The 21,883-nt window shown below is 37.5% G+C and carries 21 protein-coding genes, 1 pseudogene and 1 riboswitch; of the genes and pseudogenes, 15 read left to right on the top strand and 7 right to left on the bottom strand.

Annotation, left to right across the window (positions count from 1 at the left end):
- Window positions 1–22 precede the first annotated feature (22 nt).
- The 3 genes from UFO1_RS25300 to UFO1_RS17090 all read left to right on the top strand — a co-directional run bounded on the left by UFO1_RS25300 (window position 23) and on the right by UFO1_RS17090 (window position 2,616).
- Window positions 23–160 carry a hypothetical protein gene (locus UFO1_RS25300; protein ID WP_158442842.1) on the top strand — a complete coding sequence of 46 codons (138 nt, stop codon included), beginning with the start codon at window positions 23–25 and terminating at the stop codon, window positions 158–160.
- 259 nt (window positions 161–419) lie between these two features.
- Window positions 420–1,505 (top strand): carbohydrate kinase family protein, encoded by a 1,086-nt coding sequence (locus tag UFO1_RS17095; protein ID WP_038672800.1) that lies wholly within the window; start codon window positions 420–422, stop codon window positions 1,503–1,505.
- 169 nt (window positions 1,506–1,674) lie between these two features.
- Window positions 1,675–2,616, top strand: a complete 942-nt coding sequence (locus UFO1_RS17090; RefSeq protein WP_158442841.1) for a glycosyltransferase — start codon at window positions 1,675–1,677, stop codon at window positions 2,614–2,616.
- 398 nt (window positions 2,617–3,014) lie between these two features.
- On the opposite strand, the gene UFO1_RS17085 is transcribed toward UFO1_RS17090, so the two are convergent.
- The 3 genes from UFO1_RS17085 to UFO1_RS17075 form a co-directional block, all read right to left on the bottom strand.
- Window positions 3,015–4,526 carry an arylsulfotransferase family protein gene (locus tag UFO1_RS17085; RefSeq protein WP_038675338.1) on the bottom strand — a complete coding sequence of 504 codons (1,512 nt, stop codon included), beginning with the start codon at window positions 4,524–4,526 and terminating at the stop codon, window positions 3,015–3,017.
- An 83-nt stretch (window positions 4,527–4,609) separates the two neighbouring features.
- Window positions 4,610–5,455, bottom strand: a complete 846-nt coding sequence (locus tag UFO1_RS17080) for a lipase family protein (RefSeq protein WP_038672796.1) — start codon at window positions 5,453–5,455, stop codon at window positions 4,610–4,612.
- A 16-nt stretch (window positions 5,456–5,471) separates the two neighbouring features.
- Entirely contained in the window at window positions 5,472–6,323 is an 852-nt protein-coding gene (locus tag UFO1_RS17075; protein ID WP_038672793.1) for a lipase family protein, read from the bottom strand.
- Between the two features lie 269 nt (window positions 6,324–6,592).
- Here UFO1_RS17075 and UFO1_RS26060 point away from each other — a divergent pair.
- Window positions 6,593–6,691: pseudogene (locus tag UFO1_RS26060) on the top strand (DUF255 domain-containing protein); the annotation flags it as partial.
- A 431-nt stretch (window positions 6,692–7,122) separates the two neighbouring features.
- On the opposite strand, the gene UFO1_RS17070 reads toward UFO1_RS26060, so the two are convergent.
- Window positions 7,123–7,386, bottom strand: coding sequence for a hypothetical protein (locus tag UFO1_RS17070; RefSeq protein ID WP_038672791.1), 264 nt, complete (start codon window positions 7,384–7,386; stop codon window positions 7,123–7,125).
- 126 nt (window positions 7,387–7,512) lie between these two features.
- A complete protein-coding gene (locus UFO1_RS17065; RefSeq protein WP_051788984.1) occupies window positions 7,513–8,193 on the bottom strand; it encodes a CPBP family intramembrane glutamic endopeptidase in 681 nt (226 codons plus the stop codon).
- An 829-nt stretch (window positions 8,194–9,022) separates the two neighbouring features.
- On the opposite strand from UFO1_RS17065, the gene UFO1_RS17060 reads away from it, so the two are divergent.
- From UFO1_RS17060 to UFO1_RS17045, 4 genes are all read left to right on the top strand, one after another.
- Window positions 9,023–10,024 (top strand): type II secretion system protein GspD, encoded by a 1,002-nt coding sequence (locus UFO1_RS17060; protein WP_051788983.1) that lies wholly within the window; start codon window positions 9,023–9,025, stop codon window positions 10,022–10,024.
- A 587-nt stretch (window positions 10,025–10,611) separates the two neighbouring features.
- Entirely contained in the window at window positions 10,612–11,370 is a 759-nt protein-coding gene (locus tag UFO1_RS17055) for an SDR family oxidoreductase (RefSeq protein ID WP_038672789.1), read from the top strand.
- 707 nt (window positions 11,371–12,077) lie between these two features.
- On the top strand, window positions 12,078–13,202 hold the full coding sequence (locus tag UFO1_RS17050; protein WP_038672787.1) for a radical SAM protein: 1,125 nt from the start codon (window positions 12,078–12,080) through the stop codon (window positions 13,200–13,202).
- A gap of 290 nt (window positions 13,203–13,492) precedes the next feature.
- The gene (locus UFO1_RS17045; RefSeq protein WP_038672785.1) at window positions 13,493–14,143 is read left to right on the top strand and encodes a hypothetical protein; all 651 of its coding nucleotides are present in this window, start codon (window positions 13,493–13,495) and stop codon (window positions 14,141–14,143) included.
- Between the two features lie 386 nt (window positions 14,144–14,529).
- Here UFO1_RS17045 and UFO1_RS17035 read toward each other — a convergent pair whose 3' ends face one another.
- Window positions 14,530–14,916 carry a VOC family protein gene (locus UFO1_RS17035; RefSeq protein ID WP_038672781.1) on the bottom strand — a complete coding sequence of 129 codons (387 nt, stop codon included), beginning with the start codon at window positions 14,914–14,916 and terminating at the stop codon, window positions 14,530–14,532.
- Window positions 14,917–15,602: 686 nt separating this feature from the next.
- Here UFO1_RS17035 and UFO1_RS17030 point away from each other — a divergent pair.
- From UFO1_RS17030 to UFO1_RS26055, 3 genes are all read left to right on the top strand, one after another.
- Window positions 15,603–15,872, top strand: coding sequence for a thioredoxin domain-containing protein (locus tag UFO1_RS17030; protein WP_038672780.1), 270 nt, complete (start codon window positions 15,603–15,605; stop codon window positions 15,870–15,872).
- 691 nt (window positions 15,873–16,563) lie between these two features.
- Window positions 16,564–17,064: a hypothetical protein gene (locus UFO1_RS17025; RefSeq protein ID WP_038672778.1), complete on the top strand. Its 501-nt coding sequence runs from the start codon at window positions 16,564–16,566 to the stop codon at window positions 17,062–17,064.
- Window positions 17,065–17,171: 107 nt separating this feature from the next.
- Window positions 17,172–17,294 (top strand): hypothetical protein, encoded by a 123-nt coding sequence (locus UFO1_RS26055; protein WP_256380524.1) that lies wholly within the window; start codon window positions 17,172–17,174, stop codon window positions 17,292–17,294.
- Window positions 17,295–17,796: 502 nt separating this feature from the next.
- On the opposite strand, the gene UFO1_RS17020 is transcribed toward UFO1_RS26055, so the two are convergent.
- On the bottom strand, window positions 17,797–17,967 hold the full coding sequence (locus UFO1_RS17020; RefSeq protein ID WP_038672777.1) for an aspartyl-phosphate phosphatase Spo0E family protein: 171 nt from the start codon (window positions 17,965–17,967) through the stop codon (window positions 17,797–17,799).
- Window positions 17,968–18,299: 332 nt separating this feature from the next.
- Window positions 18,300–18,395, top strand: a riboswitch (guanidine-I (ykkC/yxkD leader).
- 55 nt (window positions 18,396–18,450) lie between these two features.
- On the opposite strand from UFO1_RS17020, the gene UFO1_RS17015 reads away from it, so the two are divergent.
- From UFO1_RS17015 to UFO1_RS17000, 4 genes are all read left to right on the top strand, one after another.
- A complete protein-coding gene (locus UFO1_RS17015; protein WP_038672775.1) occupies window positions 18,451–19,134 on the top strand; it encodes a radical SAM protein in 684 nt (227 codons plus the stop codon).
- 528 nt (window positions 19,135–19,662) lie between these two features.
- Window positions 19,663–20,238 (top strand): carbonic anhydrase, encoded by a 576-nt coding sequence (locus tag UFO1_RS17010; protein WP_051788982.1) that lies wholly within the window; start codon window positions 19,663–19,665, stop codon window positions 20,236–20,238.
- A gap of 201 nt (window positions 20,239–20,439) precedes the next feature.
- Window positions 20,440–21,243: a DJ-1/PfpI family protein gene (locus tag UFO1_RS17005; protein WP_051788981.1), complete on the top strand. Its 804-nt coding sequence runs from the start codon at window positions 20,440–20,442 to the stop codon at window positions 21,241–21,243.
- A gap of 119 nt (window positions 21,244–21,362) precedes the next feature.
- On the top strand, window positions 21,363–21,815 hold the full coding sequence (locus tag UFO1_RS17000; RefSeq protein ID WP_038672773.1) for an Lrp/AsnC family transcriptional regulator: 453 nt from the start codon (window positions 21,363–21,365) through the stop codon (window positions 21,813–21,815).
- The last annotated feature ends 68 nt before the right edge of the window (window positions 21,816–21,883 follow it).

Raw genomic sequence — 21,883 nt, 5'->3', positions numbered from 1 at the left:
AAGTTGGATATATATCGGTATAATGCAACTTTCGGCCGAACTAGTGGCTTCTAAGCAACAGCTAACTAAAAGTATTGATTCCTTTACTAATGAAGAAAAGATCGAACTTATGCTGGCTTCCGTTATCATTAAGAATATTATGGGTAAGATGGGTCAATAGTATGCTGAATAGTTTTCATTTTAATAAAAGAAGACACAGTGGGATGGTTCGAAACCACTGAAAAAGTCTATATTAAAAAAAAACGTTCTGGTGCGAAAATCGTACACAGTCAAAGATACCCCTATCTTTACTAGAATATTAAGCTGAGATTCCCATAATTTTATTAAAGAACTCAACCTCAGGAAGGACACGATAATTAATGTTTGATTATTGATTTTTGGGAAATAATACGATTATATCTATTTAGGCAGGGAATAAGATGAAGGTTGGCATTGTAGGGCCGATATCGAGAGACCGGATGGTATCACCAGATGGTAAGGTGGTAAGTAAATTAGGGGCTGTTGCTTATACTGTATCAGCACTTGCAAAGTTATTGGAGGGAACGACCGACTGTGTCGTATGTCTATCCCATTTATCCCCGGAGGATATAGATGAAGCCCGCGAGTTGCTTGAGCATCCAAATATCAGAATGCCTATTTTTGATGCATTAAGTAAAAAGGGGACGAAAATCGAACTAAGCCTTATTAACGATCATGAACGAATTAGCCATCAGATGCGCACGATGACACCAGTTTCGCCAGCAGAACTGAATTTGCTGGCGGATTGTGATTATCTTATATTGATGCCGCTGAACGAAACTGATATACCCCTTGATTGTATAAGAAAATTTCGCGAAACTTCTCGGGCAAAGATCTTTCTGGATGTTCACGGGCTGATAACTGGTCTTGATAAAAACGGTAACCGCTACAAGAAAGACTGGGAACACGCTGAAGAGTGGCTGGAAAACATTGACTTTTTGAAGATGAATGACAAGGAGGCGCAGTGGGCTGCGGGACGTTTGTTGGAAAAACATGAAGATTATGCACATTACTCAGCTGCCATGGTAAGTATGGGATTATCCGCATGTTGGATCACTTTCGGTGATCAATCCTCCTTAATTGCTTGGCGACGAAAGGATCGGATATTTTGGGCAAACGTCCCGGTGATGGATATTGGAAAGATAGTAGATACCGTAGGGTGTGGTGACTCAGCTTCAGCAGGATTCATATATTCTTATGCAAAGCTGCATAATCCGTTATTAGCCGTAGTACTAGGCAATACTTTCGGCTCAATAAAGGCGTCACTTTCCGGCATTAACGAATTTCCATCAAAGACTGAAGTGCGTGGTGTGGTTAACCAGCACTATCGCGATTATCTCCATACGATGCTTGACGAGTTTCTCACCCAAGAGCATTTAGTCGTCCACGAAATAAAGGAGGATCATATATATGAAAGTTCTCTGTACAGCACAGATGGGCACGGGCACGGTCATGGGGCAGACCATGCGCGTGGTAGCGATAGCTAAGGCTCTCCAACGCCGTGGGCATGAGGTGAAATTTCTAGCTAGTGACCAACTAATCCCCATTATTAAGGATTTTGGTATTGACGTTATTGAAATCGTCGATATGCCCCAATTCGATACGTTTGGCAACCAAGCAAACGACTCGCGACACAAGGAAGAACAGTTCAACAAGATGGAGCAGTTGATAGCAAGAATTGGTGAGATTGAAACGAAGGCTGCTACCCGCGAACAGCCCGATCTTCTGCTTTGCGGCACAATCAGCGGCTCAAAGATAGGAAAGTGTTTGGGCATTCCTTCCCTATTGGTAGCTTTACAAGCGCACGGTCCCAAGACGTTGGCTATGTTTGCACAGCGACTGAAAGGCATAAAGGACGAGCTTTACAGTTCGCAGGAGGCAGCGGATCTTATCATTCTTGAGGGGATGCCAGAAATAAGCGGCGGAGTTAGCTTCGGGGATCAATGGGAGAATTATGAGGCCTTGCAAGATAAGATATATTTTACAGGACCACTGTTAAACGAAAGCCCTAACGAGATGCCGTCACGGGAGACACTTAAGGAAAAACATATCGGCGCTGGCAATAAAACAATGGTGTATGTGACCATAGGAGGTGGTTCGTCGCTTATTGGTGAACAGTTCCTGCAGCTTGTCCTAGAGAGTCTAAAGATGTTGCCATGGTTGACGGGAGTTGTCGCTACGGGCATAGCTATATCGCCGGACAAGATAAAATCATTCAACCCACCTAACAATGTTGCCATTCGAGGATTCGTGCCGGGGACTGAGATGATTAAGGCCAGTGATGTAACTGTTTTTCACGGTGGATCGTCTACACTGATGACTTGCTTGGCTTGTGGTACACCAGCGGTGGTAATACCTTCCATAGGTGAGCAGGAGGATAACGCAGCCGTGCTGGCACAAAGCGGTGCGGGAATTGTTCTGGACAAGAAGACGCTAACCCCGCAAATGTTGGCTGATGCAGTCCATGCCATAGTAACTGATCCTAGCTATCGAGAACAAGCCCAAAAACTAAAGTCCCTAGGGGAAAAATATGGCGGTGCCGAGGTAGCTGCTTCACTAGCAGAAAAACTCGTTGCCCGAGAGGCGGTTCTTCAATGAAAACCTTGATTTTGACACTCTGTAATGAACATGTCGTGCCATGTTCATGTAAATCAATTTTGTAAATAGTTCTTAAATAGGACATTGGAGTGACGTGATTATGGGTGAAGTTGGTTCTATGGTAAGGGGGAGCTATTAGGAGTGGAGAACAAGCAATAGAAGAAGAAATAAAAGCTAAGGAAGCAGCCCATCAAAATGCTAATAATCAAAATATCCGAAGCTTAAATAAATGGCTTCGGTTTTGTTTTTATTGCGGTCGATTGTTAAGCAGGCAGAAATTGTGCGGCGGGAACAATTGGCAAGGTGCAGGAGATAGCCAAACTACTGAGAAAATCTTTCCTTCAAGGAGAGATTTTATGCCGAAAGTGGGGAATTTTTTAGTGCCGTTATTGAGGATTTTAACACTGCCGTTCACACAAGTAAGCAATCCCTGACGTACCAATAACTTCACCACAATAATTCAATGCATTGACCTGAAAATATGGCCCATCTGAATTAACACAAATATCTGTCTCAAATCCGATGCGAGGGGTGCTATTTACCACCACTGACAATCTATTAGGTGTTGGACCAGCTAGTACCTGCCAAGCGACAGTTTCAGTTGAACCGTTCCATGACGCATAAACAATCGCCGTATCTTCACATGATAGATCTACAGCAATACTGGGTGGATAACACGGCAAACCTACCCATTTATTCTTAAACGCCCTATAAGAAATATTTTGATTAGGAAACTGCATATCATATAAAAAATTCAATGAAGGATCTTCTGCGGTATTACCGGCATTTGCAAATTCAGAAAGATATGGTTCCTGTCCCCATCCAACGAATTGATTTCCATTAGATAGTTTTTGAACATTTCCTTGACTTGCAACATATAGCGTTGGATCATGATAATATGTTCGATCTACATTTGCAGTCATGTTTTGGAAATTGAGCTGAAGGATTAAACCATGTGCTTGGCCCTCAGGCGGAGAGCTTGAAGAAGCACAACAAGCATCATCAAACATACTTATCCTAGTTCCAGGTCTATAACGCGCATTATGTTGCCAAGAAAATGTAGCTTTTGGACCAAAAGTAAAATCACTTTGCTTTCCACCAAGTTGCCAATTTATATTTCCCGTTTCTTTGTCAATATTATAAATGGCCCACATGTTACGCATGCTAATTAGGAGTGTATTGTTTGGCCCCTCTTCAACTGAATTCACGTGGAAACAGTCCCAAATATTATTCGAACTTGTTGCAGATGACGCGGGTAACATCGAGTCGGCCGGATCAACATGAGCAAGTACATTCCAAAAGAAAAGAAGCTGGCCTGTTTTGAGATCGACTTCTTGAATGGAGTAATTATCAAAATATCCATCTTCTGGACCCCCATACGGTGTTAGATCTGCCGGCACTTGTTTCACAGCAGTAAATAAAGCAGTATTTTGTTTTGTAATAGTAAACTCGTGAACATCAGCAGTGAACCCCTTTTGGGCAGTAAGTTTCTTAATAACTTTATAATTCTGATTTATGATTTGGAAATAAGAACCAGGCTCAGGATCCCCTGCTGGAAGATTAGGATTTGCAGACTGAGTTCCTGATATCGTTCCTTGCCACATGGTAAGAACTGGTTTTCCTTTGTAGGATTGTACTCTAAAGTCCGTATTTTGTTTATATATACTATCGAGCGGTCTAAACCAGACTGGGTTACCAGCCTGATCCATGATCAGTGCGCCTGTTTGCCCAATCATAGTTGACTCATACGAAGTATATGGTGCAACGAATAGTAAGCCGGAAGCTGTTCCTGGTTTATTCACATTTACTGTAACCTTCATAGGATGCAAGGCGGGGGCAGAAACGAAGCTCCACACTTGTGGGCTTGCATTATTTGTGGATGTGTGTGATGGTATTCTCGATTTATCCATCCCCATTGTCATATCCTATTATCGTTATAAATGGTAACCAATCAAGTTCTTTGTCATGATGTATACAAGCATGTCCCCTCATTTTAAATTGAGCTATTCTCACTGCATATTCCTTTAAACGGAATACATAACCCCGTATCGGGACAAAACCTTGGGTTTTCACAGCATAATACTCTGGAAAAATCAGGATTCTTTTGGCTAAGAGTATTAAAATAGCAGCTAATATAATGATTACGGGCTAAACTATTGAGTTGAAAAGAGAGTGGATACTTAATGTTTACATGTCGATAGCATAATCCTTCCTCTGTAAACGGAGGTGGATACGCTTGAGCCGGCAAAGTAGGAATAACGTCATGGACATTGAAAATGCGAATACTATTTTTTACTACTTGGTTGAACTGGGAAGCAAAGTCGGGGTCTCCGGTACGCGGGGATCCATAAGTATACACGATAGGATTTTTAAACCCGGTGTTCACTGCAATATCTAGAGCCGCTAACACTGCCAAAGGTCCTCCTAAACTGTAACCGGCAATTAATAGTCTTTTTGTTATAGATAGTTTGATTAATTTTCTGATTAATTCATCTCTTGTTGATTGATAAATGCATGTAAATCCACGATGCGTTTTTCCCATATTTCTGACAAAAGGATATGGTACTTGATATAGGTCCTGATCTGACTCATTGTCCCTAAATGAATCGGTTCCTCTAAAAGCTATAACTATTTCATCGCGTGACTCTGCAATAAAACCAAATACTTCTACTACCGGATCCTCAACGCCAGCAAGGGCACGAATGATATATCGAAGTTTAAAGCCCTTTGGTAAGATAAGCTCTTCTTCTTCAAAAAGTAGATTTGCCTGATGGCACATTGCCGCAAGTAATATCGCATCTTCACTATTAAAAATATCCTCTACGCATGAGATATCCATAAATGCAGCTCCTCTCTTATTTACAAGGCATCGGACATTTGCATGTTCCTTGAAACGGAAAACACGTTCCTGTATCGGGACAAAAACCCGGATTTTCATGGCATAAGGCTTTAGCAAAATCAGGATTCATTTTGCTGAGGTTTTTAAAATAGCAGCCAATCCCATCATTACGTGGCGTATCGTTCAGTTGAAAAGAGATCGGATACTTTGTTTTGACATGGCGATAATATAATCCTTCCGCTGTAAAAGGAGGCGGATACTCTTGAGCTGGGAAAGTAGGATAAGAGTCATGAATATTAACAATTCGTATGCTGTTTTTTACCACTTGGTTGAACCGGAAAGCAAAGTCAGGGTCTCCAACACGCGCACTACCATAGGTATACAAGATAGGATTCTCAAACCCGGTGTTCAATGCAATATCTAAGGCAGCCAAAATTGCCAAAGCTCCTCCGTAGTTATGACCAGTAATAAATAGTCTTTTTGTTGTAGATAGTTTATTTAATTCTCTGATTAATTTGTTTCTTGTTGATTGATAAATACATGTAAATCCACGTGAGGTTTTTCCCCCATTTCTAACGAAAGGATATGGTACTTGAAGTATGTCATACGCTGCAATAAGGTCTGCAGGATATGAGGCGTATCCCCTAAACGCTATAAAGATATTATGTTTTGACTCTGCAATGAAACCAAATACTTCTTCCTTAGGATTCTCTACATTGGCAAAAGCACGAATAGTATATCGAAGTTCAAAACCTTTTGGTAAGACAAGCTCTCCCACTAGAAAGAATGGATATGTCTGATAGCTCATAGCTGCAAGCAATATCGCATCTTTACTATTAAAAATATTCTCTATGCCTGAGATAGCCATATATATAAAACCTCTCTCCTATTCAAATTGGCATATTCAATATCATAATATGTAAATCTAGACAAAAATGTGATTTGGCAAGGGGAGTTGTAATTTGTACAATTCAGAAACAAATCAGGGGGATTTCATATGTTTTCTTTTCACTCTTTAACACCCCTCGATACACATAGAGTGTGTAGTAAAGGGGGGAGGGAAATTATGTTACTAGTCGTAATACCAATAAACCTAATCGTTTGATCCATGAGAAGAGTCCATAGTTACTCCAGCATGCCAATAATCCAGTAGACTGGTATCCATGGGGAGCAGAAGCTTTTCAGAAAGCACAATGTGAGAATCGACCTGTCTTTTTGTCCATAGGCTATTCCTAGCTATGCTTAAAATAATGTAAGGATGTTACTTTGATTTACATGCCACTGATGGCATGTCATAGAACTAATATTTACTTAGAAAATAGATAAGTGTAATTACTAATATTTTGATAAAGCTCGATAATAAAGGATCTGACGCGGTTCCTTTGTCTCACTAAATATGGCCATTATAGACTCCGAATAAGAAAAAACAATATATACGAAAACTCCTGCAAAGCAGCCTAGCCTTGCAGGAGTTTTGTATTTTAATGGTAAATAGGATAGAAATATGGGATTTGCTTTTCAAAGATAGGCCTTTCATTATGTATCGCGTACATGATACAGAAAATAGGTACTCAATAGAACCGTCCCCGTGAGTATTGTGATTGATAGATTTATTGGGACAGAGAACCTGTCCCCTTGTCCCAACATAAGTAGTAACTATAACCAGGTCATAAAACATCTATAAGTTTTTCATCACCACAAACTACGTTATACCAATAGGTTGAACCTATATCACTAACAACTATTCTATCATTAGGTTGTAACGATTTCAGTAGGTTATCACATAGAGTTTCGCAAGTGTCTAATGATGAGACTATCCAACATGAGTCTGCTAATTTACAAGCTTTAGGGAGTATTTCAATCTCGTGAGTTATTTTACTATGGTTTGCTTCGGACTTCTCATGTAAGTCGTATATTATCATTTGTGGCATTATAATTCCTCCTTACTGTAGTAACTTATTAGTGATATTTAAATACTATGGTAAAAGGATTTTTCCTGCTTAGTTTTAACAACTCTTCAGGCAAAAAAACTAACTTATCAATCAAGAATGTTTCATCTATAAAGAAAACGACAAAAAATTATTAATTGAATGAATGAGTATACAAGCTCCTAATGAATTAGATTTTCTAAAAACGTAGCCTACTATTAGTCCCAAAACAAAAATGCCGACAATATCGATATTTAGAAAAGTAAACTTTCCGTGATGAATCCACCCAGGGAAGTGTATGAATAAGAACAGCAAAGCAGTAATAAAGTTTGCTTTCCAGAATGATAATAATGCGCCTAATTTTTGTAGAATAAACCCTCTAAATAGTATTTCCTCGGTAAAACCAGCCAGTATTATTCCATTAACCCAATCATTTATATTTAAATTTGGATGGAAGCCTAGGTGCTTTGAAAGAAGATATTGTTGAACTAATCCTATGAGTAAATAGAAACAGCTTACGATTATTATGTACTTTACACCCATTTTCATATTATCTGTTAATCTTAGAAAAATTAGAGGGTTAACATTATCATAATGTTTTAAATACAATAAAACAGGTAACGTCCAAATTATTAATTTTGCAGGACCTAAGCTCAAAATTTTAAATAACAATGGATAATTTTGTCCCAAGAAATTTTGGGCAACAAGGACATATAATGACCAAACTGTGAAGAACGCAATAATATACATTGCTAGGCTTAAAGTTTCTTTTTTTTGTTTATAACCAACAGCATGTAATACATTTTGCATAGCGCGCAATCCCCCTTTTCAATAACAATCCTATAATACCATAAAAAGTAAAATGAAGAACAGGAGCTTATAAAATCAATATTTTAGAACTTTCCCAAAGTAACAGAATGTACTTGTGTTACTTTGGGGAGATGTCCACGATATAGACTGTATAAGGCTTTGTATAAAAATTCAACTTATTTCCATACAGACCATTTACGTCGAATGTATTACAATATATTACATTTAACGGTAGAGGTGCTATATGGAAATTGTAGAACCAATTCGCAATAAAAAACAAATAGATAAAAACAGTATTCAAGACAGAACCACCGTCCTCGTGGCTTCTGCCAAACCTCAGAAGATTTACTATAAAGTGGTCTGAAGGGGTTAATCAAAATCAATAAGTAAATATGTCTTTCATCTTGCAAGTTATGAAGATCCCTGTACCAATTTTGAACTGGTACAGGGATTTTTACATTAGGTTTTATTGAAATTTTCTCAATAACTTAACATAACTATAGGGTGGCTGAGCAGTGAAATGTGATTTTTATATAGGAAAATGATACCACTATTAATGCTTTGATTTTATGTGTTTAGATACATGGAAATATGATGAAATGTTGTAAATATAAGGGGTTATTCTCTGCACATAATACTTCGTTGGTAAAAAACAACAAAGATTATTTAATGAAATTTTAGCGCAAAATCATAACAATTATGCTAAAATAAAAGCGAGTTTAAGTTAACATAAAATAAAATAAAATAAAATGAAAAAATCATAATTAGATTTTAGGTCTCGACTCGCTATATCTAGTTAGTACTTAATCGGGAAGTAAAGGGGTTAATCATGCATTATAAAAAAATCAGATTTTGTGTTGCCGTATCGCTAGTCTTATTCTACCTTAGCAGCGGATCGATCGGTTATACTGCTGCATCCAGCCTCCAAAGCACAGGCACTCAAGACGCATTACCGACTTTAGAGTCTGTAAGCCAAGACAGTTCCGGATCCTTCAAGCCTCTCATTATTAAATTGAAATATTTAAAAGCAGACCAAATGAAATCCACACTTGGCACGATTCTACCGGAAAACAGGATACGGATTGATTCAGCTCACAATTCTTTGGTACTAATGGGTAATGAAGATGAGTATAGCATGGTTAAAGACGTACTTAGCGAGCTTGACATACCGCAGAAGCAAGTAATGTTTGAAGCGGAAGTCGTTGAAATAAGCAAGAGCGACTTGAAGCATTTAGGGGTTCGGTGGGAATGGGGCAATTTTCCGACCTCTTTGGGCAATGAAATGGTGGGTGTTATTCCTGTAGGACCACAAGGCTCCAGCACCAACTACCGGGCCAGCATTGATGCAATGGTGAATACCGAAAATGCAAAAATCTTAGCGAATCCTCGGGTGGCGACTTTGGATGGACAAACAGCCCGCATTCTGATTGGAGATCGCCTGCCTGTCGAGACAAAATATCTAGAAAATGGAGTACAGCAGATAGCTGTCAACTATATTGATGTAGGTATCAAATTGGAAGTAACACCGTGGGTGAATGAAGACGGAATCATCACAACGAAGCTACTACCAGAGGTTAGTACTAATATTGCTACTGCTGGCAATAACCCGAGTATCCGCACTAGGCAAGCTGAAACTACGCTACGCGTCAAAAATGGCGAAACAATTGTGATCGGTGGATTAATCCAGAGGGAAGATCGGAAAAATGTAACAAAGGTTCCTTTGTTAGGTGATATACCGATTATTGGAAATTTGTTCAAATCAACGAGTATTGAGAAACGGGAGACAGAGTTAATGATATTCATTACCCCGAAGATTCTAGACGGTCCGTAATTTTAAATGAGAAAAAACTACCCATTTTTTAAAAAAATAACGTAAGTAGTTTTTTCTTGCTTTACCGATCGTGTTTATATATGGAGACTTGAAGTGACCTAGATTTCTGAAGGCGGAAATCTAGGTCACTTTTTATGACTGTCTCCTATGGTACAGAAGAGGTAACATAATTTATTTCACTAAATAATGAGAAGTGTAGGCAATAAATCGCTAAGAGAGGAACTGATAAAGCTTCTGTGGTAAGAAAGGTGCAAGTGTCAAAGGACCTGTCCCCTTGACATTTGGGTTTAAAGAAGTAGACTGGCAATCCATTAGATAAGGTATTCGCTGCATAGCAGTCACCGGACAACACAAGCTTCCTGCAAGATCTCGACAGAGAACTTGCAGGAAGCTTGTGTTTTAAGTTACGTTAATAAGAATAGTCACAAAGAGTAATAGGAAAGATAGTAGTATGAAATTAGAGGTTATCTCAGCTTTAGCCAAAAAAGTAAAAAGACTGTTTTATTTATACATGGTTGGGTAGCTGGAGTACCAGATGTAAAACGATTCCAACCAATTGATGAACCTTTAAAACGGAGGGTATTATAATGAGACTTAAAGGTAAAAATGCAGTAGTAACAGGGGCTTCCTCTGGAATGGGTAAGGCAATAGCAATTCTATATGCTAAAGAAGGAGCTAAAGTGGTTGTGTCTGATATAAATTTAGATGCAGCAAAAGCAACTGTAGCTGAAATTGAATCAAACGGAGGGATTGCTACTGCTGTACTAGTAAACGTTACAAAAGAAGAAGATATTCAGAATTTAATTGATACAGCTGTTAATACTTATGGAACATTAGATATTTTAGTTAACAATGCCGGTATTATGGATAATTTTGTTCCAGCTGCAGATGTAACTGATGAGTTATGGGAACGAGTTTTTGCAATCAATACAACTGGACCAATGCGTGCCATAAGAAAGGCACTTCCTATATTTACAGGACAAGGAAGTGGAGTTATAGTCAATATTGCTTCGGCAGGAGGTTTAATGGGTTCAAGAGCAGGTGCAGCATATACAGCCGCAAAACATGCAGTTATTGGATTAACTAAGAACGTAGGATTCCAATATGCAACATTAGGGGTCCGTTGTAATGCAATTGCTCCTGGTAGTGTAAATACAAATATTAGTACTACAATAAGTAAACCACATGAATTTGGTAGGGGAAGAGCAATGGCGGGGATAAGTTTAAGTCCAAGAATGGGTGAATCAGAAGAAATTGCTAGAGTTGCTTTATTCCTTGCTTCAGATGATTCTAGTTTTGTTAACGGTACAGTCGTTATAGCAGATGCAGGCTGGACTGCTTATTAAACAAATGCTCTATGCTCCATGAATTTTGAAAAGTAAATACGAAAAAAGAGCATTGACCCAAAAACAAATATAGTGAATCGCTGCATAGTGGTTACCGAAGAATAATAGCTTCCTGCAAGAGCTCGACAGAGAACTTGCAGGAAGTTTGTATTTTAAGAGTCAATAAAGCTTTAAGATAACACGGAGACAGGGATGTTGTTTGCGGGATCTGAACAAATTCAATCATTAGGAAAGATGCCGTGGCTTGTTGCCTTTCTTACTTTTAAGCGCAGCCAGCGTTCGCAATCCAAGCTAAGTCCGCTATAAAACTGATCAATGATTAGAAATACTACGCCGATAATACAGAAGAAGCAGTGGGACGGTTCCGCTGCTGCTTTTATTTTTAAGAGGTATAATTCAATTTTGGAGCAAGAGAACCGTCCCCTTGCTTCCTATATATATTGGTTTCATTGAAGAGTTCTAAAAGTAGCTGATCTATCTGTTTTAATAAATATTGATTATATAAGAATAAAAATGATATAATTGCGTTCAACAATGACACTCTCCTTTTAGATAGTTTTGTGTTGTAAGTGAACTCAATTATACCAAAAAAGGGGATCATTATTTTTTTTTGTATAAAAAACTCTACACCCTTTGATATATAAAGAGAAAATCTAAAAAAAGTGTAAAAAATTTTATACTAACGGTTAATTAGAGGAGGATACATTATGAAAATTTCAAAGAAAGATGCGTTGATATGGTTTGAATTTTTTTCGCTATTGCCTGAGGAAGAGGAACTTATGATAAAACAACAAGAAATCATTTACGCTACCTTTGCGCAAATTGAGGCAGCGATCGATCATAGAAATGATACGTTAATGTCGGAAATTAGAAGTTTAAAAACTTTGGAGAATAGAACTTTTTTTGTGGGAAATGAAAGTAAATACCCAAAAGGCTGTCGTTCTTGTTTGTTAGGCACTGGTTTGAGTGCAGTTAGGAAAACGAACAAATGTAACATAGAGTGTAAGTTCTGTTATAATTATGGAGAACTAGAAGATATTCCTCCAGTTGGCGAAGGCATGTGGGAAATTGGAGGAACAAAATTTTATGAGAAGGATATTGATTTACTTCTTTCCATCCACCAGAAACCCACTGGCATTTCCTACGTTTATTTGGAGCCATTCATGGAAATTGAAAAATACTATTCGGTAATAAAGAAATTTAGTGATGCTCAAATTTATCAACATCTATATACAAATGGTACTTTAGCTACGGAAGAGACATTGAAAGCATTAGGTGAAGCCGGTCTTAACGAGATACGTTTCAACCTGGGTGCTTCTAAGTGTTCAGACAAAGTTATTGAAAATATTGGAATAGCGAAAAAATATATTAAAAATGTAGGTATTGAAACTCCAATGACTCCTGAGTTTTTCGAAGCTTTTTTTAAGAAAAAGCAAGCAATCTTAGAGACAAAACTCGATTTTATCAATTGTGCAGAATTACATTTAAATGAAAATAACATAGACAATTATTATGGGGAAAACATGTATATTTCCAGACATGGCTATATATCTCCAAGTTGGAGTAGGGAATTAACTCTGAAATTCATGAAAATAGCCGATGAAGATAAGTGGGATTTAGTAGTACATGATTGCTCAAACTATACAAAATTTGCTAGAGATTTAAATTTGAGCAGCAAAGAGGGAAAATGGTTCGGAGCCAGTAATTATGCCGGTGAGTTTTCCAGGATTCCATACGAAGTATTTTTACCAATACTGCGTGATGATAATTTCAAATTTTTAAGTGAAGAAGAATTGCCTGACGGCTATAAACCAGGAGAGATGATTTTTTAGAGAAGCGTTGGGACGGTTCCTTTGCTTTTTATATACCAAGAATTACTTACGACAGGTTATTGATGTGATAAAAAATAAAAGACATGCAAGGTGTTACAATAAGGCAACTGGCAAGGATAACAAGATATCTAAAAGTGTGATTGATAGGATTTAGTGGGACAGAGAACCTGTCCCCTTGTCCCATTTATTTTTGCGGCTGTGAAATTTGATTTTTTATAGGGCCATCTGGAGAACAAATTGAGTTGTTAAGAATGTTGTAATAATATTGTAGAATATAAGAGGTGATTTAAATGACAAAATTCTTTTTTCCAAGCTGTAAGGCAAAAGCTACTTATACACACGCAAGTGAAAAATTGCGTATTTACATGAGGGATAGATATAATATTGATTCAATCGGGTGTTGTCGTACGGAGTATCAAAAGCTAACTGTTCAGGATAGCGCGATTGTTGTCTGTAATAATTGTGCCGCTATAATGGAAGAAAGCTCACAGGCTGGAAATATTGAGTTTGTCTGGGATTTGATCGACAATGATGCTGATTTTCCATTTCCCGATTATCATAGCGAGATAATAACGATTCAGGATTGCTGGGTTGCTTTTGAGAAACGACAGCTTCAAGATACTGTACGTTCTCTTTTAAAAAAAATGAATATTAAGTATGTAGAACTGGATGAAAACTTTGAAAAGACCAAATTCTGTGGTGTGAATCTATTAGCTTCCTGTACACCGAGCAATGCCAAACTGGCCCCCAAACGCTATGTAGAGGAAGGGGCGCATATGTTTACCCCCTGCCCCCCAGAGGAGCAGATAACATATTTTCAAAAGCACTGTACACAATTCCAGACAGAAAAAGTTGCATGTTATTGTAAATTCTGTAGAGAAGCAATTACGATGGGAGGAAAACAGGGCATCCATTTGTTGGAGTTGCTTTTCCCATGCTAAAGGAGGAGGAAATGACCAATTGTGTTTAAAGAGATGAGAAGAAACGATAGTGAGTCAGGTGACGGTTCATTGACTCATGACCTATCAAAAGTTTCGCAGTTATACCTGTTACAGAGGTCCCCGATTAATCTCAAACTGCATAATTTAGCCATTGTAGACTTCGAAGAAAAAGAGCTAATCAAAAAATCAATAGATACGACAAACTCCTGTAAAGCAGCTTAGCCTTGCAGGGGTTTTGTATTTTAATGGTAAATAGAATAGAAGTGTGGGATACTGCGTTTCAAAGAAAAGTTTATGATTATATATTGATGATGTGAGATGAGAAAACGTGAGTGACTCAAAAGAACCGTCCCCGCGATTTCCTGTGCCATATGCAATCAAGCTACCTAACTTCTTCTTATTTCTTGTACTGCAAAGTAGTTACCTTCAATGTCTGAAAAATTGAAAGTTAATGAATCCCCCATATCCATAACTTCACCCACATTTACACCATTATTAATAAGCCTGTTTCGCATATCCCTTATATCATAACTAGAAAATAAAATAGATGGCGTACCCAAATTAAGCTCTGGCGACATTTTTTCAACAATACTTCTATCAAACAAAACAATGCTTGCGTCGGACGTGCTGTTTGGGGTAAGCTCAACTGAAAGAATACCTGTTTCATGCGTATTAACCTTAATCTTGGTAAAACCTATCTTATCTATCCAAAAATCTGCGGCAGCTCTGGGGTCTTTAACGTAAATCATTACTTTTCCAAATTTATCAATCATTCTGCTCCTCCTGCATAATTTATAAATAATACTCATTACCAGCGCGTAGTCTGTATTTCGTATTATAACCATAATGGTAAATTATATCATACTTCCAGCTTTCTCGAGTAAATGAACAAGATCCTTAATATTAATGGGTTAAAAGATAACTCATCCTGATATAAGTAATCAGGTGCAACTTTTAAAGCATTACATATTCTTAAGATCATTTGATAATAATGATGGGGAATATATTATCGAAGAAACACAATTAGAAATATATCCTAATAGAAGTATATAATAAACTTTGTAATTTTATATTTAGAGAAAAGTCAAAGATGTATGTAGAATATGCTCGGAGGGGGTGGAAAAGGGTAAATGTGTAAACACCCTCCGTTGGTTGTTCACGAAAAATATAAAAAACAAGATGTAAATCGGCCCACATCTTTTCATGATCGGTCCGGTTTTAGGCTATAATATAAGTATCTACCAGTTCGAATCCATTGCCAATGATAAGACATGGGGACGGTGGTAGTGTCTTGCCGTATGCTAAGAAGGTTAGTCTATACGATAATTAGGGTAACTGGAGCAAATAAAGGGATTTAGTTAATAAGACACAACCACCGTCCCTGCGTCTCCGTCCAAGTGTCAAAGGACCTGTCCCCTTGACATATTAATAATGCAATTAGAAGAAAGGTGGTAGACTTATGAAAAATATTATTGTGCTTATAACAGATTGGTGCCCACATTGTAAAAGAGCAATTGATTGGATTGATGAAGTAAAGCAAGAGAATCCGAAATATAAAGATATTAAAGTGGAAATCATTGATGAAGAGAAGACTCCTGCAATTGCAAAGCAATACGATTATTATTATGTTCCAACTTATTATGTAGAAAAGCGTAAAATTTTTGAAGGTGGCACTACTAAAGATATTGTACGTAAAGTGTTTGAAGAAGCCATTAAAACAGATATTTAACTTTATAGATTTTCATTACTATGGCATTCGGGATCGGACTAGGGGAACTCATGGGGATGTTGCTTTTTTGACAACTTCTAATACCGCTCTTGCTGACTCTTAAAAATAGGGGTGTCGCAGGGTGTCGTGGGGGTGCCGAACCCCTGTCATGCAATGAGAATCGAGGAATAGACAATAATTAGAGCTGATCAAAAAACAATATATACGACGAACTCCTGCAAAACGGCTTAGCCTTGCAGGAGTTTTGTATTTTAATGGAAAATAGGATAGAAATATGGGACACCATTTTTCGAAGAGAAGTTTATGATCATTTACTTATGACATGAGACAAAAAGAGGGGAGTGAATCAAAAGAACCGTCCCCGCGAATTTTACAACTTGTCCTTAAGAGGGATTGCGGAGACATTGGAACTAAACCGTGAAATGGTAAGAAAGGTGCAAGTATCAAGGGACCTGCCCCCTTGACATCATGACATCATAGAGGTTCTATTCGCTGTATTGTCAAAATAACTTATAATAGGGAAGCCAATAATGTGTATCTGGGAATGCAATATAATTGATAGACATTAATTATCGCAAAACGATTGAATTTCGTATATTAAACACTACGTGTAATGGTGTGACTATTAAATAAAAAGTAAATCTTGAACGGTGGGACGATCTTTAGAAAAGCTGATAAAGGAGATTAGAGCATGAGTGAATTTACGAATAATAACCAAGAAATCTTAAGTTTGATTGAAGAATGGGAACCAAAATTTTTGGCTCTTTCCGCAGATGTAATAATGTTTAGACTAAATAATGAATGCTGGACAATCAAGGAGACTGTTGGACATATGGTTGACTCAGCTTCTAACAATATACATCGGATAATTCATTTACAATATCAACCTAGTCCTTTGATTTATCCGGATTACGCAAATCTTGGCAATAATGATAGATGGGTTGAGATTCAGAATTATCAAACAGAAAATTGGTATGATTTAGTTCAATTATGGAAATATTTTAATCTCCATATTGTTCATGTGATTAATAATGTTAATATGGATAAATTAGACAATGAGTGGATTACTGCACTCAACGAACGTGTGTCGTTAAAAGTAATGATTATAGACTATCTAAGACATTTAAAATTACATCTTAGCGAGATTAATGAGTTAATAAATAAACAAGTAACGAACCATATTGAAGTGTAATGGTTATTTTGTATATCGTGAATGCTAATAGTGGTTCTCTTTAAAATGACAGCAACTTATTTCTAATATCCAAATAACTTATAAGTAATAATTGCGAGGTACTAAATATGGAAAAAGTAGCAGCAGTCAAAGTAGATAGTTATGACTATAATTATGAAGACGTAGAAAAAGGCGTTAACGAAGCGCTTTTGTGTAACTACCCAAATGATAAGACACGGGGACGGTGGTAGTGTCTTGCCGTATGCTAAGAAGGTTAGTTTATACGATAATTAGGGTAACTGGAGCAAATAAAAGGATTTAGTTAATAAGACACAACCACCGTCCCTGCGTCTCCGTCCAAGTGTCAAAGGACCTGTCCCCTTGACATGATTTTTTTGGTAAGCATGTTTAATCGGTTGCCACAATAAATTTATGTTTAGCCGTCTTGCCTTCGGGTGAGGCGGTTTTTTATTTTGTCATATCCTTGTCATATGTTTTGTCTATAATATGAAATAACAGATCGATATAGCGGTTAATAATTCCGCCTATACACAGCTTCACGACTATGTCGATATTTTATATAGATTCCCGTACGTTATCGTATTTAGCAAGGAGATGATACTATGTTTTTTGGACATTGGCTATCTAACATGTTTCATATAATACTGGCTATAGGGTTACTATTATATTTATACAAAATAAACGAATTATTAAAGGAATAGTTAAAGTCCTTTACTGAAAGGGGAGGACTTTTTATTTATCACTTTTATCTCTCAACAACTTCTGATATTCCACTAACAACACATCAAGCATCTGACTTGCCCTGACAACCTCCGGATCGGTTAATAGTTTCTCTTGCGATATCTTGTATAGTTCAGTGCGTAGCTTCTCAATCATTTCCTGCAAGCTAGTTAAATCAGACATTTTTATTCTCCTTCGCGTTTATTCTAGCTTGCCGCGAAGGAAGAAAGTTATGGCGTGTAAATGCTGGTAAATAAAAACTCCCTAGCTTAATTGCTTAGGGAGTTTTTTCGTTTTATATGCTTCTCAACTATTATAAAATGGACTTATCCACACCAATCCACAAGTTATTCACAATTTTATCCACAAAAAAAATACCGCCTTGCTCATGATTGTCGAACTCCTGTCATGCATGACTCAAAGGAACCGCCCCCTTGATTCTGGTTGATTTAATCTTAACGTTATGCTAGAATTGAGTTGCGATTTTAGATTTGTAAATCGTAATTTAATTATATATTTAAGTTTTCTAGGGTTCCGCAGTTTGTAACTGGCAGGTCCGAGAGAAAACACACAGTTAACTGTGTACACGGAAGGATAAAAGCCTGGGAGATATTTAATAATATCTTTTGGGCTTTTTTTTATTTTATTCTTGAGGAGGATAAGGTGATGGGTGGTTTCAGTTATAAAGATATTTATATTGAAGATGGAAGAAGGGTACTGGAAGTTAATATACTTCTAGAAAAGTATTGTAACTTTGACTGCATATTTTGTCCTATTGGAAGGTCGCAAAATAAGGTAGATACCCAAAAGTCATTTGGTAAAATGGATAGTTCATTGATTGAACTAGAACGCATGATAGAAAATACAAAAGCAGAATTAATCTTTATTAACTCAAAAGGAGAAGCCTTAATAAATGATAAAATTGGTGATATTGTTGACTTTATCAAAGGCAAAGGCTTACCTGTAAGGCTGCTTTCTAATGGATATTTACTAGGAAGAGATGAATATATAAAAATTGCTAATAAATGTGATGAGGTTGTTGGAGAGATAAAAGTAATAACAGAAGAAGATTTTCAAAAATTCCAAAGACCGATTAAAGGGTATACGTTAGTAGAATACATTTCAAATATGGTTTCCTTTAATAAACAATATAAAGGGAAGTTTATATTTGAAGTTACTATCATTAAGGGCTATAACGATGATGACGAATCAATTCAGAAGATAAAAAATATTATCAAGGAAATATCTCCCAGCAAGATAATTATGGCAAGAATGGAAGATGAAAGATTTAAGAAAAAACTTGGTATAACTGATGAAAGATTTGAGGAAATTTCAAATAATATTTTATGATATACTATAAAAATTACCATACTGATAAAGCTTCTGATGGAAAAATCCAACTTGTCCCTAAGAGGGATTGCGGAGACATTGGAACTAAACCGTGAAATGGTAAGAAAGGTGCAAGTGTCAAAGGACCTGTCCCCTTGACATTTTAAGGAGCTTCTCATAGCCGTATGGCATGAGAAGCTCTTTATTTGTTGTCACGTAACTCTCATATTAGTCCTCATTATCAATTAATGATTAAAGTTTTTTGAAATTTTACTAATTTCTTCGCGGAATGCTTGTTTCTTCCTTTATCTACTTAATTTCGATTCCATTGAAATGAGAATGCCTTACTATTCAGCTTAATAGTAGGGATTTTTTTAGACTTCGAGGTAACCCGTCTTAAAACAGTGTCATATTATGTAGTAAACGATATATGTAAACACTGTCGGGTGCTGGTATTCGTCGTCTAATGTGGAGAGGAGGAGTCATGTAATGTCCGGTGTGTCTTTTTTGCTAAGACAGCTGCTTTGCAGCTCCATGGGTATGTGAGTGATGAATGCAGAATACGCCCTGAGAAGACTGATTGGCGGGAACGAACGGTATGTAACAGAGAATTTCGCGGTAATTGATGTGGGAGTAGAGAGAAGAGAGGAACTGGCGGAAGAAGGGCAGTACCCCTTTGCCGTGGTCGTTTGCTGCTCTGACTCACGCGTACCTCCAGAGATTGTGTTTGACCAAGGACTTGGTGATTTGTTTGTTGTGAGGACGGCAGGCGAAGTGGTTGACGATATTGCTCTCGGGAGTGTAGAGTATGCTATTGAACATCTTGGCGTAAATTTGATCGTGGTGTTGGGACATGAGGACTGCGGAGCGGTTAAAGCAGCAGTGGAAGATTCCGATGAGCCCGGTCACATCGCATTGATTATCGAGGCAATAAAACCTGCCGTGGAAAAAGCGAAAACGCAACAAGGCGATTTACTGGATAATGCCATCAAAGAGAACGTTGATTTGAATATATGTAGGCTCAAAGCATCCCGTCTTATCCGGACAGCCATGTTAACTGATTGTCTTAAAATCATCGGAGCCATTTATGACATATATGATGGCTATGTAGAATTTTGGTGCTGATGCGTTCTGGAGTAAAGGGAATTTATTACATTGGCAGTAGTGGTGGGCAATTAGATAAAAGCAGTGGGACGGTTATTGTGATTCTTTCCGAAACTGGCCTCTTTCATTCAATGGAATCTGGCACTTTTTTTATAGCAGTTTGTGTGGTGTAATATAACCATCACGTGCACGGATGAATAGTAGTGATGGAGGCTTTGATAAATGAATAAAACGGAATTACCCAAAAAAGTAGGAATCTTGTTATATCATGCTGTGGAACCATTGGATTTCGTCGGACCATATGAGGTATTTTCTGCTGTGAATTTTGGTGAATCGTATGCTAGGTATGATGTGTTTACAGTTAGTGAAAATAAAGGTGATGTGAAATCTTCTTCGGGCTTAATTGTCAAAGCAGATTATGATTTCACAGATTGTCCTCAGGCAGATATTATAGTCATCCCCGGCGGCAATCTGACACCGGAACTTTTGGGCAACTCTACGATAATCAGCTGGATACAGACACAGAATAAGAACGCAGAAATAACTTTTTCCGTATGTAGTGGCGCCTTACTCGCTGCGAAAGCTGGGTTACTGGCAGGAATGTCTGCGACTACTCATCATATGTGTTTTGACAAATTGCTTGAAATCGATCCTACTATCATTCTGAATAAGACTGAACGGTTTATTGACAACGGTAGTATAATTACAGCTGCGGGAGTATCAGCTGGGATTGATGCTGCGCTATACATTGTCTATAAGATATCAGGAAAAGATGCCTTTTTTAAGGCTTGCGAAATCATGGAATATGGAGATGGCTGGAAAAGCGTACAAAGAAGATTGGCTGGGCTGCCTGTTGCCCGTAAAATTAATAATAAATGTATTAAATGCGGTAAATGCGCTAAAGTTTGTCCTTACAATGCAGTTTTGGAAGACGAAACTCAATATAAGATTAATTCTGAAACCTGTGTAGGCATAGGTCCCTGTGCCGGTCTTTGCCCGGTAGGAGCAATTGAATCAGCGTTCTAATGGACGGAAGGTATAGGCAGGAATAGGTGTCTATACCTTTTTTGTAAATAATAGAATGCTCTTAAAGTTTGTATCGCATTCTGGCTTTTGGATAAAGTCATATAATAAAGGGGTTTTACATGATTACAGCCTTTGATAAGAGATTGTTAAACATTGTTCAGATAGATTTGCCTTTAGTCAAGCGTCCTTTTGCCATACTAGCGGAAAAGCTGGATGCAGAAGAGGCGATTGTAATCGAAAGGCTCAGATTTTTGAAAGAGCAAGGTTTTATTCGTCGTATGGGTCCTTTCTTTGATTCGGCTAAGTTAGGCTATGTTGGTACATTAGTTGCACTGGAAGTAACGGAAAAACAGGTTTCTCAAGTAGCTAAAAAGATTAATTCTTATTACGGTGTAACTCATAATTACGAGCGTGAAGGAGAATTGAATCTATGGTTCACGTTGTTAAGTCCCAATTTGGCTGCTCAGGATGAGATCCTAGATATCATCCGAAAACTTGATGGTGTAGTGCGGTTCATCAATTTGCCGTCTGCTCAAAAATTTAAAGTCAATGTGCAATTTTCATTATCTTAAGAAGCTGGTTGAACGTGCTCTGTATATGTAGCTCTTATTAAGTAAGAGGCTGTTTAAATAAGATGATA

This window comes from Pelosinus sp. UFO1 (assembly GCF_000725345.1).
Lineage (GTDB): Bacteria > Bacillota > Negativicutes > DSM-13327 > DSM-13327 > Pelosinus.
The sequence above is the reverse complement of the archived record's forward strand: the minus strand, read 5'-3'. Positions and strand labels throughout refer to the sequence as shown.

What these genes read in the sequence shown, in the direction of transcription:
- UFO1_RS25300 (WP_158442842.1), top strand. Translation starts at nt 23, where the DNA reads ATGCAACTTTCGGCCGAACTAGTGGCTTCTAAGCAACAGCTAACTAAA.
- UFO1_RS17095 (WP_038672800.1), top strand. Translation starts at nt 420, where the DNA reads ATGAAGGTTGGCATTGTAGGGCCGATATCGAGAGACCGGATGGTATCA.
- UFO1_RS17090 (WP_158442841.1), top strand. Translation starts at nt 1,675, where the DNA reads ATGGAGCAGTTGATAGCAAGAATTGGTGAGATTGAAACGAAGGCTGCT.
- UFO1_RS17085 (WP_038675338.1), bottom strand. Translation starts at nt 4,526, where the DNA reads ATGGATAAATCGAGAATACCATCACACACATCCACAAATAATGCAAGC.
- UFO1_RS17080 (WP_038672796.1), bottom strand. Translation starts at nt 5,455, where the DNA reads ATGGATATCTCATGCGTAGAGGATATTTTTAATAGTGAAGATGCGATA.
- UFO1_RS17075 (WP_038672793.1), bottom strand. Translation starts at nt 6,323, where the DNA reads ATGGCTATCTCAGGCATAGAGAATATTTTTAATAGTAAAGATGCGATA.
- UFO1_RS17070 (WP_038672791.1), bottom strand. Translation starts at nt 7,386, where the DNA reads ATGCCACAAATGATAATATACGACTTACATGAGAAGTCCGAAGCAAAC.
- UFO1_RS17065 (WP_051788984.1), bottom strand. Translation starts at nt 8,193, where the DNA reads ATGCAAAATGTATTACATGCTGTTGGTTATAAACAAAAAAAAGAAACT.
- UFO1_RS17060 (WP_051788983.1), top strand. Translation starts at nt 9,023, where the DNA reads ATGCATTATAAAAAAATCAGATTTTGTGTTGCCGTATCGCTAGTCTTA.
- UFO1_RS17055 (WP_038672789.1), top strand. Translation starts at nt 10,612, where the DNA reads ATGAGACTTAAAGGTAAAAATGCAGTAGTAACAGGGGCTTCCTCTGGA.
- UFO1_RS17050 (WP_038672787.1), top strand. Translation starts at nt 12,078, where the DNA reads ATGAAAATTTCAAAGAAAGATGCGTTGATATGGTTTGAATTTTTTTCG.
- UFO1_RS17045 (WP_038672785.1), top strand. Translation starts at nt 13,493, where the DNA reads ATGACAAAATTCTTTTTTCCAAGCTGTAAGGCAAAAGCTACTTATACA.
- UFO1_RS17035 (WP_038672781.1), bottom strand. Translation starts at nt 14,916, where the DNA reads ATGATTGATAAATTTGGAAAAGTAATGATTTACGTTAAAGACCCCAGA.
- UFO1_RS17030 (WP_038672780.1), top strand. Translation starts at nt 15,603, where the DNA reads ATGAAAAATATTATTGTGCTTATAACAGATTGGTGCCCACATTGTAAA.
- UFO1_RS17025 (WP_038672778.1), top strand. Translation starts at nt 16,564, where the DNA reads ATGAGTGAATTTACGAATAATAACCAAGAAATCTTAAGTTTGATTGAA.
- UFO1_RS26055 (WP_256380524.1), top strand. Translation starts at nt 17,172, where the DNA reads ATGGAAAAAGTAGCAGCAGTCAAAGTAGATAGTTATGACTATAATTAT.
- UFO1_RS17020 (WP_038672777.1), bottom strand. Translation starts at nt 17,967, where the DNA reads ATGTCTGATTTAACTAGCTTGCAGGAAATGATTGAGAAGCTACGCACT.
- UFO1_RS17015 (WP_038672775.1), top strand. Translation starts at nt 18,451, where the DNA reads ATGGGTGGTTTCAGTTATAAAGATATTTATATTGAAGATGGAAGAAGG.
- UFO1_RS17010 (WP_051788982.1), top strand. Translation starts at nt 19,663, where the DNA reads ATGAATGCAGAATACGCCCTGAGAAGACTGATTGGCGGGAACGAACGG.
- UFO1_RS17005 (WP_051788981.1), top strand. Translation starts at nt 20,440, where the DNA reads ATGAATAAAACGGAATTACCCAAAAAAGTAGGAATCTTGTTATATCAT.
- UFO1_RS17000 (WP_038672773.1), top strand. Translation starts at nt 21,363, where the DNA reads ATGATTACAGCCTTTGATAAGAGATTGTTAAACATTGTTCAGATAGAT.